At 70.8% G+C, this 15,008-nt stretch carries 15 protein-coding genes; 5 read left to right on the top strand and 10 right to left on the bottom strand.

The features are described 5' to 3' along the window. Positions 1-14 precede the first annotated feature (14 nt). The 3 genes from gshB to METY_RS04825 all read left to right on the top strand — a co-directional run bounded on the left by gshB (position 15) and on the right by METY_RS04825 (position 3,612). Positions 15-971: a glutathione synthase gene (gshB, locus tag METY_RS04835; protein WP_103120255.1), complete on the top strand. Its 957-nt coding sequence runs from the start codon at positions 15-17 to the stop codon at positions 969-971. Beyond that, positions 968-1,885 (top strand): penicillin-insensitive murein endopeptidase, encoded by a 918-nt coding sequence (gene mepA, locus METY_RS04830; RefSeq protein ID WP_103120254.1) that lies wholly within the window; start codon positions 968-970, stop codon positions 1,883-1,885. Before gshB ends, mepA begins: the two co-directional genes overlap by 4 nt. Before the next feature lie 197 nt (positions 1,886-2,082). Beyond that, the gene (locus tag METY_RS04825; RefSeq protein WP_103120253.1) at positions 2,083-3,612 is read left to right on the top strand and encodes a YifB family Mg chelatase-like AAA ATPase; all 1,530 of its coding nucleotides are present in this window, start codon (positions 2,083-2,085) and stop codon (positions 3,610-3,612) included. 238 nt (positions 3,613-3,850) lie between these two features. Here METY_RS04825 and METY_RS04820 read toward each other — a convergent pair whose 3' ends face one another. The 4 genes from METY_RS04820 to METY_RS04805 are packed head-to-tail and all read right to left on the bottom strand — an operon-like array spanning position 3,851 to position 7,410. Beyond that, on the bottom strand, positions 3,851-4,723 hold the full coding sequence (locus METY_RS04820; protein ID WP_103120252.1) for an efflux RND transporter periplasmic adaptor subunit: 873 nt from the start codon (positions 4,721-4,723) through the stop codon (positions 3,851-3,853). A gap of 13 nt (positions 4,724-4,736) precedes the next feature. Then, positions 4,737-4,934 (bottom strand): DUF1656 domain-containing protein, encoded by a 198-nt coding sequence (locus METY_RS04815; protein ID WP_103120251.1) that lies wholly within the window; start codon positions 4,932-4,934, stop codon positions 4,737-4,739. Then, a complete protein-coding gene (locus tag METY_RS04810; RefSeq protein WP_103120250.1) occupies positions 4,931-6,964 on the bottom strand; it encodes an FUSC family protein in 2,034 nt (677 codons plus the stop codon). Before METY_RS04810 ends, METY_RS04815 begins: the two co-directional genes overlap by 4 nt. Beyond that, complete coding sequence (locus METY_RS04805; RefSeq protein ID WP_103120249.1) at positions 6,961-7,410, bottom strand: MarR family winged helix-turn-helix transcriptional regulator; 450 nt, start codon at positions 7,408-7,410, stop codon at positions 6,961-6,963. Before METY_RS04805 ends, METY_RS04810 begins: the two co-directional genes overlap by 4 nt. Before the next feature lie 187 nt (positions 7,411-7,597). On the opposite strand from METY_RS04805, the gene METY_RS04800 reads away from it, so the two are divergent. After that, a complete protein-coding gene (locus tag METY_RS04800) occupies positions 7,598-8,743 on the top strand; it encodes a mechanosensitive ion channel family protein (RefSeq protein ID WP_103120248.1) in 1,146 nt (381 codons plus the stop codon). Between the two features lie 34 nt (positions 8,744-8,777). On the opposite strand, the gene METY_RS04795 is transcribed toward METY_RS04800, so the two are convergent. Both METY_RS04795 and METY_RS04790 read right to left on the bottom strand, forming a co-directional pair. Next, positions 8,778-10,052, bottom strand: a complete 1,275-nt coding sequence (locus METY_RS04795; RefSeq protein WP_103120247.1) for an alpha-hydroxy acid oxidase — start codon at positions 10,050-10,052, stop codon at positions 8,778-8,780. A gap of 275 nt (positions 10,053-10,327) precedes the next feature. Then, positions 10,328-10,834 (bottom strand): DUF1523 family protein, encoded by a 507-nt coding sequence (locus tag METY_RS04790; RefSeq protein WP_103120246.1) that lies wholly within the window; start codon positions 10,832-10,834, stop codon positions 10,328-10,330. A gap of 166 nt (positions 10,835-11,000) precedes the next feature. Here METY_RS04790 and METY_RS21575 point away from each other — a divergent pair, with 166 nt between their 5' ends. Next, a complete protein-coding gene (locus METY_RS21575; protein WP_146035656.1) occupies positions 11,001-11,381 on the top strand; it encodes an SEC-C metal-binding domain-containing protein in 381 nt (126 codons plus the stop codon). Here the strand turns inward: METY_RS21575 and METY_RS04780 are convergent. The 4 genes from METY_RS04780 to bufB all read right to left on the bottom strand — a co-directional run bounded on the left by METY_RS04780 (position 11,282) and on the right by bufB (position 14,957). Beyond that, positions 11,282-12,715, bottom strand: a complete 1,434-nt coding sequence (locus METY_RS04780; protein WP_103120245.1) for a homospermidine synthase — start codon at positions 12,713-12,715, stop codon at positions 11,282-11,284. The two genes, METY_RS21575 and METY_RS04780, sit on opposite strands and share 100 nt — an antisense overlap. A gap of 114 nt (positions 12,716-12,829) precedes the next feature. Then, positions 12,830-13,309 (bottom strand): DoxX family protein, encoded by a 480-nt coding sequence (locus METY_RS04775; protein ID WP_103120244.1) that lies wholly within the window; start codon positions 13,307-13,309, stop codon positions 12,830-12,832. Then, a complete protein-coding gene (locus METY_RS04770) occupies positions 13,306-14,088 on the bottom strand; it encodes an HvfC/BufC N-terminal domain-containing protein (RefSeq protein WP_103120243.1) in 783 nt (260 codons plus the stop codon). Before METY_RS04770 ends, METY_RS04775 begins: the two co-directional genes overlap by 4 nt. Continuing rightward, positions 14,085-14,957 (bottom strand): MNIO family bufferin maturase, encoded by an 873-nt coding sequence (bufB, locus tag METY_RS04765; RefSeq protein WP_103120242.1) that lies wholly within the window; start codon positions 14,955-14,957, stop codon positions 14,085-14,087. Before bufB ends, METY_RS04770 begins: the two co-directional genes overlap by 4 nt. Positions 14,958-15,008 lie beyond the last annotated feature (51 nt).

The raw sequence follows: 15,008 nt of genomic DNA, 5'->3' as shown, positions 1-15,008 counted from the left end.
AGCGGATCAGCCCCATGTCGCTTCGCGTCGCCGTGCAGATGGACCCGATCGAGCGCATCAACATCGCGGGCGATTCGACCTTCGCCCTGATGCTGGAAGCGCAGGCGCGCGGCCACTCGCTGCTCGTCTACACGCCCGAGCGCCTGACCCAGACCGCCGAGGGCGTGTTCGCGGCCATGCGGCCCGCGGAGGTGCGCGACGTCGCCGGCGACCACGTCACGCTCGGCGAGGAGCGCCGCGTCTCGCTCGGCGATGAGACTGACGTGGTTCTGCTGCGGCAGGACCCGCCGTTCGACATGGCCTACGTCACCACCACCCACATGCTGGAGCGGGTGCACCCGCGCACGCTGGTCGTGAACGACCCCGCCGAGGTGCGCAACGCGCCGGAAAAGATCTTCGTGCTCGATTTTCCCGAGCTGATGCCGCCCACCATCGTGACCCGCGACAAGGCCGAGATCGCGGCCTTCCGCGCCGAGCACGGCGACATCGTGGTGAAGCCGCTCTACGGCAACGGCGGAGCGGCGGTGTTCCGCGTGACCGCCGACGACCTGAACTACGGCTCGCTGATCGACCTGTTCTCGACCACCTTCCGCGAGCCGTGGATGGTGCAGAAGTTCCTGCCGAAGGTCGCCGCGGGCGACAAGCGCATCCTGCTGGTGGACGGCGTGTTCGCGGGCGCGGTGAACCGCGTGCCGGCGGTGGGCGATCTGCGCGCCAACATGGTGCGCGGCGGCGCGGCGCAGACCACCGAGATCACCCCGCGCGAGCAGGAGATCTGTGCGCGCATCGGGCCGGAGCTGTCGCGGCGCGGGCTGCTGTTCGTCGGCATCGACGTGATCGACGGCAATCTGACCGAAATCAACGTGACCTCCCCCACCGGCGTTCGCGCCATCAAGCGGCTCGGCGGCCCGGACGTCGCGGCGATCACCTGGGACGCCATCGAAGGCAAGCGGAGCCGCGCCGCCGCATGACGCTGAAGCTCGCTCTCGCCGCCGCCGCGTTCTTCGCCTGCGCCGCCGGCGCCGCCTGGGCGCAGGACGTGACGCCGCCCGGCTTCCGCCTGCCGCCCATGCCGCCGATCACCGCGACGACGCCCGCGAAGGAGCTGTTCGGCCGGGTGACCCGCCCGAGCACGGGGCGCGAGCGGTCGATCGGCTTCTACTCCAAGGGCTGTCTCGCAAGCGCCTCCATGCTGCCGCTCAGCGGCCCGACGTGGCAGGTGATGCGGCCCTCGCGTGACCGCTTCTATGGTCGCCTGACGCTGGTGAGCTTCATCCAGCGGTTCTCGAAGCGGGTGGCGTCGAACACCTCCTGGCCGGGGGTGCTCGTCGGCGACATGTCCCAGCCGCGCGGCGGCCCCATGATCAAGGGCCACGCCTCGCACCAGATCGGCCTCGACGTGGACATCTGGCTGCGCCCCATGCCCGCGCAACCGCTGACGATGGCGCAGCGCGAGACGCTGATGTCCACCAACGTCGTCGCCGAGAACCGGATCGACACGAACCGCTTCTGGTCCGCGGACCACATGCAGGTGCTGAAGGACGCGGCGCTCGACCCGCAGGTGGAGCGCATCCTGGTCAACCCCGCGATCAAACGGGCCGTGTGCCGCGACGCGCGCGGCGACCGCGGCTGGCTGCAGAAGGTGCGGCCGCAGTGGGGCCACGACTACCACTTCCACGTGCGGCTGGGCTGCCCCGCCGGCGAGGCCTCCTGCAAACCCCAGGCGGACGTCGTCCCCGGCGACGGCTGCGGCAAGCCGCTCGACTGGTGGTTCACGCCGGGCCGGCTGTTCCCGACGCCGCCGAAAATTCCGCCGAAGCCGCGCCCGCCGATGACGCTGAAGGACATGCCAGCGGAGTGCGCGGCCGTCATCCGCGAGCCGTGAAGGGCCTGTCTAAGAGCCGGAGTTGAAGGCCTACTGCTTCGTCATCCCCGTTGCATCCGGGAATCCAGGCGAGATCGTCAAGCGCCTGCCATGGCGACCTGGGCGCCCCGAAGTCGATCAAGCGAATGTTCGCTGATTGTTCTTGACGGCGGTTGCGCCGCCGCTACCATCGCGTGCGTCAGGGCGGGGGCGGCGGCATGGTCGTTTGGGTCTCAACGGTGGCGTTCGAGGGCATCGAGGCCCGCGCCGTCGACGTGCAGGTGCAGGTCGCGCCGGGCCTGCCGGCCTTCAACGTGGTGGGCCTGCCCGATAAGGCGGTGACCGAGGCGCGCGAGCGGGTGCGCGCGGCGCTGATCGCCTCCGGCCTCGCGCTGCCGCCGCGGCGCATCACCGTCAATCTCGCCCCCGCCGACCTCCCCAAGGAGGGGAGCCACTTCGACCTGCCGATCGCGCTCGGCCTGATGGCGGCGATCGGCGCCGTGCCGCAGGACGCGCTCGCGGGCGTGACCGTGCTCGGCGAGCTCGCGCTCGACGGCACGATCGCCAGCGTCGCGGGCTGTCTCCCCGCGGCGGTCGCGGCCGTGGCCCGCGGCCACGCGCTGATCTGTCCGGAATCCTGCGGGCCCGAGGCCGCGTGGGCGAGCGCGGACCTCGCCATCGTCGCGCCCCGCTCGCTGCTCCAGATCGCGAACCACCTCAAGGGCGTGCAGGTTCTGGCCCGTCCCCGCCCCGGCCTGCCCGACGCGGCCGGCGCGCAGCCCGACCTCAAGGACGTGCGTGGCCAGGAGACGGCGAAGCGCGCGCTCGAGATCGCAGCCGCCGGCGGGCACAATATCCTGCTCAACGGACCGCCGGGCGCCGGCAAGTCGATGCTCGCGAGCCGCCTGCCCTCGCTGCTGCCGCCGCTCGGCGCGCGCGAGCTGCTCGAGGTCGCAATGATCCGCTCGATCGCGGGCGAGCTCGCCGGCGGAAGGCTGTCGAACCGCCGGCCGTTCCGCGCGCCGCACCACTCCGCCTCCATGGCCGCGCTGGTCGGCGGCGGGGCCCGGCCGCGGCCCGGCGAGATCGCGCTCGCCCACAACGGCGTGCTGTTCCTCGACGAGCTGCCGGAGTTCTCCGCCCAGGCGCTCGACGCGCTGCGCCAGCCGCTGGAAACCGGCGAGGCGGTCATCGCCCGCGCCAACCACCGCATCGCCTATCCCGCCCGCTTCCAGCTGGTCGCGGCCATGAACCCCTGCCGCTGCGGCGGAGGCGAGGCGGGCCACGCCTGCCGCCGCGGCCCGCGCTGCGCCGCGGACTATCAGGCGCGGATCTCCGGCCCCCTGCTCGACCGCATCGACCTGCGCCTCGACGTCCCGGCGGTGAGCGCCGCCGACCTGATGGCGCCGCCCGCGCTCGAGGACAGCGCGACGGTCGCCGCGCGCGTCGCCGAGGCGCGCCGCCGGCAGGCCGGCCGCTTTGCCGCGCTCGGCCTTGATGGCGTCGCGGTGAACGCCCACGCGCCCGTCGCGCTGCTCGAGGAGATCGCCCGTCCCGACGCAGCGGGCCTCAAGCTGCTGCGCGACGCCGCCGACGCGCTCAAACTGTCGGCGCGGGGATATCACCGCGTGCTGAAGGTCGCCCGCACCATCGCCGACCTGGACAGCGTGGAGACCGTCGGCCGCATCCACCTCGCCGAAGCCTTGGCCTACCGCGCTGCGCCCGCCGCGGAGGCGCGGGCGGCGTGAGCTGCGCCTTTCACGCTACGGGCTAAGATGCGGGGAGCCCTCCCCCCGTAGCGTGGGTTGGCCTTGGCCGGCAGGCCGAAGTTGGATGGGGTTCGGGGCGTTGGGGGTGACGGCGCTGGAACGCGGTGGGACGTCGGAGCTTCGTCCGGCGTATACCCCACCCGGCCGGGGCGTTCGCCCGTCCACCCTCCCGTTCCGAGCGAGGGATCGCCCGCGCGTACCTGCGTCGGCGGAAGTCTCACCGCGCCGTGGGATGAACCACCACCGTCGCGGTCATGCCCGCGGCGAGCGTCAGGCCCGCCGGCAGCGGGTCGAGCTTGATGCGGACCGGGATGCGCTGGGCCAGCCTCACCCAGGTGAAACTCGGGTTCACGTTCGCGATCAGGTCCGCGCTCGTGACGTTGTCCCGGTCGACGATGGCGCGCGCCACGCTCTCCACACGGCCTGTGAGGTCGCCATCGTGGCCCATCAGGCGCACGGTCGCCGGGTCGCCCTCGCGGATGGCGCGCAGCTTGGTCTCCTCGAAGTAGCCGGCGACATAGAACGAGTCGCTGTCGACGACGGCGACCGCCGCCTTGCCCGCGGTCGCATAGTCGCCCTCGTTCAGCAGAAGGTTGGTGACGTAGCCGTTGACGGGGGAGCGCACGACGGTGCGGTCGAAGTTGAGCTTCGCCACGTCGCGCTCGACGATCGCCTGCCGCCACGCGGCTTCGGCGGTGACGACCGCGGTGCGCGCCTGCTCGCGCGCCTCGTCGGCGACGGCGGCGGAGGTCAGTCGGTCCCGGCGCTCCGCCTCCTTGCGCCGCTGCTGCAGCTCGCCGAAGCGCCCGTCGACCGTCGCCTCGGCCTGGTCGAGCGCGAGCTTGTAGCGCGCCTGGTCGATGACGAAGAGCACGTCGCCCTTCTTCACCGTCTGGTTGTCCTGCACGGTCAGGTCGGTCGCGGCCCCGGAGACGTCTGGCGTCACCTGGATGACGTTGGCGCGCACCCGGCCGTCCCGCGTCCAGGGCGTGTCGGCGTAGGCGCGCCAGACGTACCACCCGCCGGCGAGGGCCGCGGCGAAGACGACGAGGGTGAGGAGGACCCGGAAGCTCCTCGCAGCGATCGACATGATTTGCGAAGCCTCACATCAGGACGGCGACGACCGCCGCCAGCGTCAGCACGTAGGCCGACACGTTGAACAGGGCGGGATGCCAGACGAGCCTGTAAAAGCCCGTCCGCTCCAGCAGGATGCGGAGCGGCTGCCAGATCAGCCCGGCCAGCGCGGCGTAGAGCAGCAGGGGCGGCACGAAGACGCCGAAGAGGTCGACCTCCTTGATCATGCCGCCGCCTCCCCGACGCGCCTCGCCACGCCGAACAGCGCGGGGTGCTGCGCGAGGCTCGAGCGCAGCGCCGCGATCCAGACCGCAAGCTCCGCGGCCTCCGCCTCGTCGGCCGGCCCCTGCGCCAGCGCGGCGCTGAGCGCCGCGTCCAGCCGGTCGAGCGGCGGGACGGAGGGCTCCCGGCGGGCGAGCCGGCGGAAATGGCGCGCGAGTTCGGCGAGGGCGTCGGCGAGCGGCGCGCCGACGGCCGACGGCAGGGCGCGCACCACGCGCCGCAGCGCCAAGGTGTTGAGGCCGACGCGCAGGGCCGCCAGCGCGCCCTGCTCGAGCGCGAGCTGGCGGGGGTCACGCAGGTCGAGCCGGATCATGAGCCCATTGATGCGGTCGAACATGCGGCTTTCGAACCCGGTGCGCGTCGGGGCCTCGCGGCTCGCCGCGGCCTCCGCGAGGTCGCGTCGCAGCCCCGCGACCAGCCGCGCCACGGGCCAGGCCGTCCCGATCGGCCGCAACACCCGCAGCAGCGCCGCGGCCAAGCCGAGCCCGAACAGGCTCGCGACCGTCGTGTTGGCGTAGGCCGCGAAGTCGTAGGTCATCACGTTGCTCAGCGAGATGATGTTGATCGCCCCAAGGCCGAGCGCGAGCGCGCGCAGCGTGTAGGCCGGGATCGACATGGCGTAGGCGGCGCCGAACACCAGCGGGGCGAGCGCGAGGGCAAGCGCCTCGAAGCCCTCGAGCCGAGGAAGCACGCCGAACAGATAGACCCCTGCGACCACAGCCCCGACCGCCGTCATAAGGGTAAAGCCGCCGGCCGCGGCGGCGGGGTCGTCGGCCTGCGCGAACAGGCTCGCCATGACGGCGACGAAGATCACCGCGCCCGCCCCGCTCACCCAGCCGGACAGAATCCAGAAGGCGAAGGTGCCGACCAGCGCGACGAAGGCCGCCGCGGCGGCCGTGAAGGCGAGCTGGTAGTCGCGGTAGCGCTCGAGCGTGGCCGGCGCCTCGCCCGCTGCGCGGTCGGTCTCCGGGGCCCGGAGGTCGGACAGCCCGTCGAGGTCGTCGCGCAGCGCGAGCAGGTCGGCGACTCGGACCAGGATGGTCCGCTCCAGCACCGCGCCGGCGCTCGCCCGCATCGCGGCGAAGTCGGGGGCCGCCGCCAGCACGGCCTTGGCCGCGGCCGTGCGCGCCCCCGCCGGCGCGCCGGCCGCCATCGCGTCCGCGGCGCCGGCGAGCGTGGGAGCGAGCGTCGCGAACCGATCCGGGCGCTCGGCGCGCAGGATCTCCATGCGGTCGTGGATCGCGACGACCAGCGCGAGGAACGAGATCAGCCGCCCGTGCAGCAAGCGGATACGGCGGTTGGAGAGGCGCACCGTCGCGCTGTCGAACGAGGCGTGGATGCGCAGGCCGTCGAGCGTCGCGACGTTCGCCACGAGCGCGCGCCGGTCGCGCAGCACGGCGGCAGGGTCGGGCCGCCCACGCAGCGTGTCGGCCGCCCAGCGTGAGGCCGAGGCGAGCGCCGTTTCCGCCGAGGCCTTCAGCGCGCGCCCCGCGCTGCGCGGAAAGAACACCTGGCTCAGGACGGTCGCGGACGCGAGGCCGACGAAGATTTCGGCGATGCGGTCGAGCGCCGCCAGGAACACCGTGTCCGGCGCGTCCACCACTGGGAAGGCGATGATCGCCACGGTGTAGCCGGAGAGCAGCGCGCCATAGGAGGCCGGCGCATCGCGCAGATAGATCGACACGAAGACGCAGCCCGCGATCCAGAGCGAAACCGCGACCACGAACAGCTCGCGGGCGTCGTAGAGCGTCGCCGTGATCGCGACCGCGACGACGCCGCCGACGATGGTGCCGACCGTGCGGTAGAGCGCCTTCGACAAGACCATGCCGGTCAGCGGCTGAGACACGATGAACACCGTCATGATCGAGCTCGAGGCCTGCGGCAGCTCGACCACGAAGGCGACGAAGGCCGCGAGGCCGGCCGCGAGCGTCGTCCGTGTCGTGAAGATCAGCCGATCGCGGACGACGGGGCTCACGGGCGCGGGCTCCGGTCGAGCGCGAGCCGCGCGAGCAGCCGCGTCGCAGCGGCGATCTCCTCGGCGGGCGCGCCCTCAAGCATCTCCGCGCAGACCTCCGCAACCACCTGCTTGAGCCGCGCCGTCTCGTCGCGGCCCCGAGCGGTGAAATGGAGCGTCTTGGCGCGCCGGTCAGTGGGGTCTTCACGGCGCTCGATCAGCTCGGCCGCGGCCAGACGATCGAGCAAACGGACGAGGGACGGCCCCTCGATCCCGAGCGCGTGCGCGAGGTCCTGCTGGCGGGCCCCCTCCCCCAGCCGGTCGAGGTGCAGCAGCGGGCGCCAGCTGGCGTCGCTCAGGTCATAGCGCGCGAGCGCCTCGTCGATCGTCCGGCGCCAGCGGCGCGCGGCGAGCGTAAGGCCGAAGCCGAAATCGGTGACGGCGGAGGGCGAAGGGCGAGACGACATCGCCACTAATTAGGACGCTAACTAATAGCCCGCTACACAGATTGCGCATGGCTGGCGCGCTGGCGGCGCAGCGAGCGCATCCTCCGGGCGCTTCGCTCGCACCTGCGAAGGCGTCATCCCGCGATGCGGGAACCCTATGGCGGCGTTCGCGTTCCCTGTCCTTACGTCGCACAGACAGGGGGGTCGCATGAACGAAGCGGTGACGCTCGTTGAAGGGGCGGCTGAACGGCTGTCCTGGCTTCCCGATTGGGGCGCCAGCCTCATTCTGCTTGCGCTCGGCGCGGCGGCCGCGATCGCAGTCCACCGTCTCGCGTTTCGCATGCTCACGACGTTCGTGGCGGACCGCAGCCTGTTCTGGCGTTCGCTGGTCTCCCGCACGCGCGGCCCGACGCGGCTGGCCGTGCTGATCCTCGCGCTCTCGATCGTGTCGTCCGCGGCGCCGCTCACCGACCGCCAGAGCGACGCCATCCGCCACGGCCTGCTGGTCGCCTTCATGATCCTGGTCGGCTGGGCGGCGACGACGGCGCTGCACATCTGGACCGTCATCTATCTCAGGAAGTTCAAGCTCGACTCGGAAGACAACCTGCTGGCGCGCAAGCACCTGACGCAGATGAAGATCTTCGAGCGCGCGGGCGTCACGCTGCTTGTCGTCGTCACCATCGGCGCCACTCTGATGACCTTCGACGGCGTGCGGCAATACGGCGTGTCGCTGCTCGCCTCCGCCGGCGCCGCGGGCCTCATCCTGGGCCTCGCCATGCAGCCGGTGCTCGCCAACCTCGTCGCCGGCATCCAGCTCGCCATCACCCAGCCGATCCGGCTCGACGACGCAATCGTGGTGGAGAACGAATGGGGCTGGGTCGAAGAGATCACTGCGACCTACGTCGTGGTGCGGCTGTGGGACTGGCGGCGGCTGGTGCTGCCGCTGAAGTACTTTATCGAGAAGCCGTTCCAGAACTGGACCCGTGAGGGCGCCTCCATCATCGGAACGGTGATGCTTTATGTCGACCACGCCGCGCCGATCGCGCTGATGCGGGCGAAGCTGGAGGAGCTGGTGAGGGCCTCGCCGCTCTGGGACGGGCAGGTCGTGAACCTGCAGGTCTCGGACGCCATGGAGCACGTCATCCAGGTGCGCCTGCTGGTGTCGTCGGGCAGTTCGCCCAAGGCGTGGGACCTGCGCTGCGAGATGCGCGAGAAGATGATCGTATGGCTTGCCGAGCATCACCCCTACGCGCTGCCGCGGCTGCGGACCGACATGGGGCGCCAGCCGGCTCCGGACCCGCGCCAGCAGCAGGCGCGGGAGGAGCGGCCCGCGCTCAAGGCCGCGCGGGCCTGAGCGCGGCCCCGTCCGGAGGCAGGGGTCCGGCGGCTTAGCCGACGCTGACCATGTCCGCGGTGATGTTCTCGATCCGCAGAGCGCCGACCTGCTTCATGATCGTCTCGAACTCGCGCTGCATGATCGCCAGCACGGCCGCCACGCCCGGTTCGCCAAAGGCCGCGAGGCCCCAGCAGTAGGGTCGGCCGATGCAGACCGCCGTCGCGCCCATCGCGAGCGCCTTGATCACGTCGGTGCCCCGGCGGAACCCGCCGTCGACCAGCACCGGGATCTTGCCGTTCACGGCCTTCACCACTTCGGGCAGCGCCTCGATGGTCGGGAAGAGGCTCTCCTCGGCGCGGCCGCCGTGGTTCGAGACGATGATCGCGTCCACGCCGTGCTTCAACGCCTCTTCCGCGTCCTCGTGGGTGACGATGCCCTTCAGCACCAGCTTGCCCTTCACGATCTTTCGGAGCCGATCGACATAGTCCCAGGTCATGCCGGTGCCGTAGAGGTTAGTGACCTTCGACACGTCGAGATCGTCGAACATCGGCTTGCGGCTGACTTCGTTGACGAAGCCGCCGGCGTGGCAGTCCTTGCAGTTGCGTGTGTCGTCGCGGCGCAGGCGGAACAGCGTCTCGGTGTTGCGGCCGCCCTGGCGGTCGACGGTGAGCACGATCGCGGGCGCGCCGGCCGCCTCCGCGCGCTTCACCAGCGCCTCGGTGACGGTCCAGTCGTCGGTCGGGTAGAGCATGTACCAGACGGGCGCGCCGCGGGCCTCGGTGACGTCCTCGATCGAGGTGGAGCCCACCGTCGAGAGGATCATGCCGTTGCCCTTGACCTTGGCGGCCTTGGCGACCGCGCCCTCGGCCTCAGGATGGAAGGCGCCCTGGCTGCTGACCGGCGCCAGCATGATCGGCGTGCCGTAGGTCTGGCCGAAGAGGGTGACGCTGGTGTCGATCTTGCGAACGTCGATCAGGCGGCGCGTGCGGATTCGGATCTTGGAGAAAGCCTCGTGGTTCGCCCGCAGCGTCTCGTCGCCGTCGACGCCGCTCGCGAGATAGCCGTAGTGGGCGGGCGGCAGCGCCTTCTTGGCCGCCGGCTCGAAGTCCATCACGTTGAGCGCCTGCTCCGGCGCCGCGATCACGTCCCCGACCGCCTGCGTCGGGGCGCGGAGGACGTCGTAGCTCTGGGCGAAAGCGTTGGTGGAGCCGAGCGCCAGCGACCCGACGAGGGTACGCACGGCAGTCGGCGTCATCACGGGGCTCGCCGCGAGGAAGCGGATGAAATTGCGGCGGTCGGTTAGGCGGGCGTCGGATGCGTCGGACACGGTCGTCTCCTGAAAGCGGCGGGGACCAGGACGCGGGCACATGCTCGCGAGCGACGGCGAGCCTGTGTCGGCACGCCGCGCCTCGAAGCTGCGCCCAAGTCGGGGAAGCGGGAATGCGTCTCTTATTGGACTAAAGTAGCACTAGCGCCGTAGCCCGCGTCCGCGGTCCTGTCCACCGAATAATGCCGCACCGCACAAAATGCGGGAGCGGTCGGCCAAGTCCGGAGGGTTCGCGCCCGCTCGCGGGAGCGACAGAAGATGCGCTCGCGCGCGGCTCAGCGCGCCGCCCGGCGCCAGATCCAGAGGGCGAGCGCGCCGAAGGCGGCGAAGAAGACGATGTTGAACCAAGGGATGATCGTCGGGTTCGGCTCGGTGCGGCGCACGTTGATCGCGTTCGGGAACCACGAGAACAGGTTCACTCGCCAGCCGTACTTGGTGACGATGGCGAGCCCCTTCTCGGAGGCGATCGACGCCGCGACCGCCTGCTCGTCGGCGCTATCGAACTTCAAGTAGAACGGAAAGCCCCAGCCGGTGTCCTCGTTGCGGTAGACGTGCGGGGCCTTGGTCTCGGCGTCCTCGGCGAAGATGTAGTAGACGTCCCGCCCCGTCTGCGGGCGGTCTCCGCCCTGCAGCGGCTTGCCGCTCATGTCGACCCGCCGGTTCTCGACGCCAATGATCCGCACCACGTCGTGCCGCGGCAGGTAGTAGTGCAGGAACGCCGCCCCCGGCAGCACCGCGAGCAGGGCCACGACGGCGACGATCACACGCGTGCGGTTGAACATGGGCGAGGTCTCCCGAGGACGGCGGCGTGGCTAATGTGGCGCTCCGCGAGCAAGAAACCAACGCGGCGCCCCTGCGCCCTCCCTACCGCTCGTCTTCTGAGATAACAGGAAGCTCTTGGCGGCGCTTCGCCGCAAGAGGAGGCGATAATGGCGATCAAGATCACGCGTGACGACGCCTCGTGCTTTCGAGCGCACGAGCAAGCGGCGTAACTCGTTCCCGTCGGAAACCCGCGTCGGACGTGGCGTTCGCGTGGTTCATGGAGACGTGGAGCTGGTCGAAAAACTCGGACGGCAGGATCTCTGCCCATGCGGGTCCGGGAGGCGGTTTCAAAGCGTGCTGCCTGAAGGGCGGCCGCTACGACGGCGCCGAACGACGCCACTACTTTCAGGGACTAGGCGGCCCGGAAGGCGCGCGGCGACGCGCGCCTTCTTCCCTCTGAGCGCCCCTCACCGCACCAGGAAATTCCTGAACTGCCAGGGATCGCTCTCGTCGAGGTCCTCCGGGAACAGGCCCGGACGGTTATGCAGCGGCGTCCAGTCGGTGTAGTAGCCGTTCACCGGGCCGAGGTAGGGGCGCTGGATTTCGAGGCAGCGCTTGAAATCCATCTCGTCGGTCTCGACGATGCCCTCGTTCGGGTTCTCGATCGCCCAGACCATGCCTGCGATGATCGCGGAGGTCACCTGCAGGCCGGTGGCGTTCTGGTAGGGCGCAAGTTCGCGGGTCTCCTCGAGCGAGAGCTGCGAGCCGTACCAGTAGGCGCCCTTGCCGTGCCCGTAGAGCAGCACGCCGAGCTCGTCGATCCCGTCGACCAACTCGTCCTCATCGAGCACGTGCAGCGTGTCCTGCACCTTGCCTTCCGCGCCAAACAGCTCGTGCCAGGACAACACCGCGTCGTCGGCTGGGTGGTAGGCGTAGTGGCAGGTCGGGCGGTAGACGGCCTTGCCGTCCTCGTAGACCGTGAAGTAGTCGGCGATCGAGATCGACTCGTTGTGAGTAACGAGGAAGCCGTACTGCGGCCCGGGCGTGGGGCACCAAGTGCGCACCTTGGTCGCGGCGCCCGGCTGCATCAGGTAGATCGCCGCCGCGTTCGGATCGTCGTGGGTGCGGGCGTTCTCCGGCATCCAGGTCTCGTGCGTGCCCCAGCCGAGCTCCGCCGGCTGCAGGCCCTCGGAGATGAAGCCCTCGACGGACCAAGTGTTGAGGAACACGTTCCGCGGCTTCGGATCGGTGGTGCGCTGGGTGTCGCGCTCGGCGATGTGCACGCCCTTCACGCCGATCTGGCGCAGCAGGGCGGCCCACTCCTCGCGGGTCGAGGGCTCCGGCGTGTTCAGGTTCATGTCGGCTGCGATGTTCAGCGCCGCCTGCTTCACGAAGAACGACACCATCCCGGGGTTCGCGCCGCAGGTGGAGACGGCGGTCGGCAGGCCTTTCGGCGAACGGCGGCGAAGATCGAGCGTGATCTCGCGCAGCGCGTAGTTCGAGCGCTCCGACGGCCCCTTGCTCTTGTCGAAGTAGAACCCGAGCCACGGCTCGTTGACGGTGTCGATGTAGAGCACGCCGAGCTCCTGGCAGAGCGCGATCAGGTCGGCCGAGCCGGTGTCGACGGAGAGGTTCACGCAGAAGCCGCGGCCCTCGCCCTTGGTCAGCAGAGGCGTCAGAAACGCGCGGTAGTTTTCCTTGGTCACGTGCTGCTGGATCAGCTCGTAGCCGTGCTTCTCGGCGATGTGCTTGTTGAGATCGCTCGGGTCGATGATCGACACCCGGCTCTTGTCGAACTCGAAGTGGCGTTCCAGCAGAGGCAGCGTCGCCCGTCCGATGGAGCCGAAACCGATCATCACGATGGGACCGTCGATCTTGGCGTACACCGGATGTTCCGTCATTCTTTCGCGCTCCTGGGCTGGCTGTCGCGGCGGACGCCGCGCGGCCCGATAAAGGCCGAACGGCGCTGGAGAATCAACACCAGCGGTGACGCGGCGATGACGGCCGCGCCCCTGTCAGCCCCGCCGCGCGCCGGCGATCAGACGGTCGAGGGAGAACGATCCCGGCCCCCGCGCGATCACCAGCAGGAAGCAGGCCGCCCACACCCCATGCGTCGGCCAGGCGTCGGGATAGACGAAGATCTCGATCACCAGCGTCATGCCGAGCAGCGCGAGCGCCGCGAAGCGACTGGCTAGGCCGATCACCAGAAGAATGGGGAAAAAATGCTCGGCGAAGGCGGCGCCGTAAGCGGCGACGGTCGGGTCGATCAGCGGCAGCCGGTACTCTTCCTGGAACAGGTAGACCGCGCTGTCGGAGAGGCCGAACCCCTGCACCTTGGTCTGACCGGACTGCCAGAACACCGCCGCCGGAAAGATGCGGGCGGCGAGCGCGAGCGCGGAGTATGGGATCGCTTCGAACAGCCCGATCAGGCGCTCGACGGCGGCGACGAGGCTTCCGCGCGGCCTGGGGCCGGCGATGGGCGCTGCGGCGGTCATGGCTTGGGATCCTTGCAAGGGGATGGGGCGATCGCCGCGGCGAGGCCGGATGCGATGAGGCCGGACAGGTTGAGGGCGACGTCGAAGTCCGGCGCGACGCGCCGGGCGAGGGCGCAGGCGCGCCCGAGCGGGCGTCCTCCGTGCAACGCTGCCAGGAACGCCGCGCCGCCGGGCGGCAGCCGGCGCACGTGGACGTCGAGCGCAGGGCGCCCGACGATGGCGTCCTCGGGCGGGAGGCCGTCGATCGGCCCCAGTTCCGCCTCGCCGGCGTTCATGGCCCAGATCGACGCCACCGGGTGGCGCGAGCGCACCAGGCCGAGGGACGGATGGAGCCTGATCGTCGCCTCCGCCAGCGCCTCCGGCCCAATCGCCGCGAAGGCGGCCGCCCCGAGAGGGGCGACGTCGGCCGCGTGGTAGGCGCGCGTGCGGGCCGCCTCTAGCCGGGCGACGTCGCCGAGATAAGGCAGCTCCTCCAGCCCCGGCGCCGTGTCCACGAAGGCGGGAAAATCGTCGCCGTAGAGCATCATCAGCGGGGAGCGCGGCGGATGCGCCCGGACGAACGCGCGGGCGAGCTCCGCGAAGAAGTCCGCGCCGACGATGCCGCGCACCGCCGGAAACCGCGCCGCGAGCGGGCCCGCGAGCCCAACCGCCACGTTGTTGCGGTAGACCGCGAAGCGCCGTTCCGGCGCGCGGCCGCCTGCTTGCGCGAGATCGGCCGGAACCGCGGCCCCCGGGTCCAGCGCCGCCGCCGCAAAGCGCGCCTGCGCGGCCGCGCTCACGCCGCCACCCGCTTGGACACGGATGCGCCGGCCGCCGCACCGTCGATGAGCCTCTGCGCGACGCCGGCTTCAGCGCGGAGCTCAGGCCATGCCGGCACGTCGTTGTCGCGCTCGATCAGCGTCGGGAGAGGTCCTGTGCGGTCGAGCGTGCGGGCGTAAAGCGCCCACACCGGATCGGCCACAGGCGCGCCGTGGGCGTCGATCAGCAACGGCGCGCCGCCGTCGCCCTCGGCGAGGTCATGACCGGCGAGATGGATCTCGCCCACCTGAGCGAGGGGGAACGCGTCGAGATATCGCTCCGGCGAGGTCCCATGGTTGGTCGCCGAGACCAGCACGTTGTTGACGTCCAGCAGGAGCCCGCAGCCCGTCCGGCGCGCCACCTCGGCGAGGAACTCCGTCTCGGGAATGTCGCTCTCGGCGAAGAGCACATAGGTCGCCGGATTCTCGAGCAGCATCCGCCGACCCAGCGCGCTTTGGGTTTCGTCCACATGGGCGATCACCTGGGCGAGAGTCTCGGCGGTGTAGGGCAGCGGCAGCAGGTCGTTCAGGAACACGCCGTCGTGGGTCGACCAGGCGAGATGCTCGGAGAAGCTTTCCGGCGCATAGCGGTCGCAGAGGGACCTCAGCCGCGCCAGATGGGCGCAGTCGAGCGGCCCAGCGCCGCCGATCGACAGGCCGACGCCGTGGATCGAGAGAGCGTGATCCTGGCGAAGACGCGTCAGCTGGGCGTGCGGAGGCCCGCCGGCGCCCATGTAGTTCTCGGCGTGAACCTCAAAGAATCCGCCAAAGCCGCCGTCGGCGAGCACGTCGCCGAAATGCTCTGGCTTGAAGCCGACACCCGCCGTGGCGGGCAGCGTGGTCAGGATCATGGCGTCGCTCCGCTGTGGGGCAGGACGCGCCGCCGGACGCCGCGGACAGGC

The sequence above is a fragment of the Methylopila sp. Yamaguchi genome (assembly GCF_002897035.1).
Lineage (GTDB): Bacteria > Pseudomonadota > Alphaproteobacteria > Rhizobiales > Methylopilaceae > Methylopila.
The sequence above is the reverse complement of the archived record's forward strand: the minus strand, read 5'-3'. Positions and strand labels throughout refer to the sequence as shown.

Excerpts from the sequence above, each read along its gene's own strand:
- gshB (WP_103120255.1), top strand. The coding sequence starts at position 15 with ATGTCGCTTCGCGTCGCCGTGCAGATGGACCCGATCGAGCGCATCAAC.
- mepA (WP_103120254.1), top strand. The coding sequence starts at position 968 with ATGACGCTGAAGCTCGCTCTCGCCGCCGCCGCGTTCTTCGCCTGCGCC.
- METY_RS04825 (WP_103120253.1), top strand. The coding sequence starts at position 2,083 with ATGGTCGTTTGGGTCTCAACGGTGGCGTTCGAGGGCATCGAGGCCCGC.
- METY_RS04820 (WP_103120252.1), bottom strand. The coding sequence starts at position 4,723 with ATGTCGATCGCTGCGAGGAGCTTCCGGGTCCTCCTCACCCTCGTCGTC.
- METY_RS04815 (WP_103120251.1), bottom strand. The coding sequence starts at position 4,934 with ATGATCAAGGAGGTCGACCTCTTCGGCGTCTTCGTGCCGCCCCTGCTG.
- METY_RS04805 (WP_103120249.1), bottom strand. The coding sequence starts at position 7,410 with ATGTCGTCTCGCCCTTCGCCCTCCGCCGTCACCGATTTCGGCTTCGGC.
- METY_RS04800 (WP_103120248.1), top strand. The coding sequence starts at position 7,598 with ATGAACGAAGCGGTGACGCTCGTTGAAGGGGCGGCTGAACGGCTGTCC.
- METY_RS04790 (WP_103120246.1), bottom strand. The coding sequence starts at position 10,834 with ATGTTCAACCGCACGCGTGTGATCGTCGCCGTCGTGGCCCTGCTCGCG.
- METY_RS04780 (WP_103120245.1), bottom strand. The coding sequence starts at position 12,715 with ATGACGGAACATCCGGTGTACGCCAAGATCGACGGTCCCATCGTGATG.
- METY_RS04775 (WP_103120244.1), bottom strand. The coding sequence starts at position 13,309 with ATGACCGCCGCAGCGCCCATCGCCGGCCCCAGGCCGCGCGGAAGCCTC.
- bufB (WP_103120242.1), bottom strand. The coding sequence starts at position 14,957 with ATGATCCTGACCACGCTGCCCGCCACGGCGGGTGTCGGCTTCAAGCCA.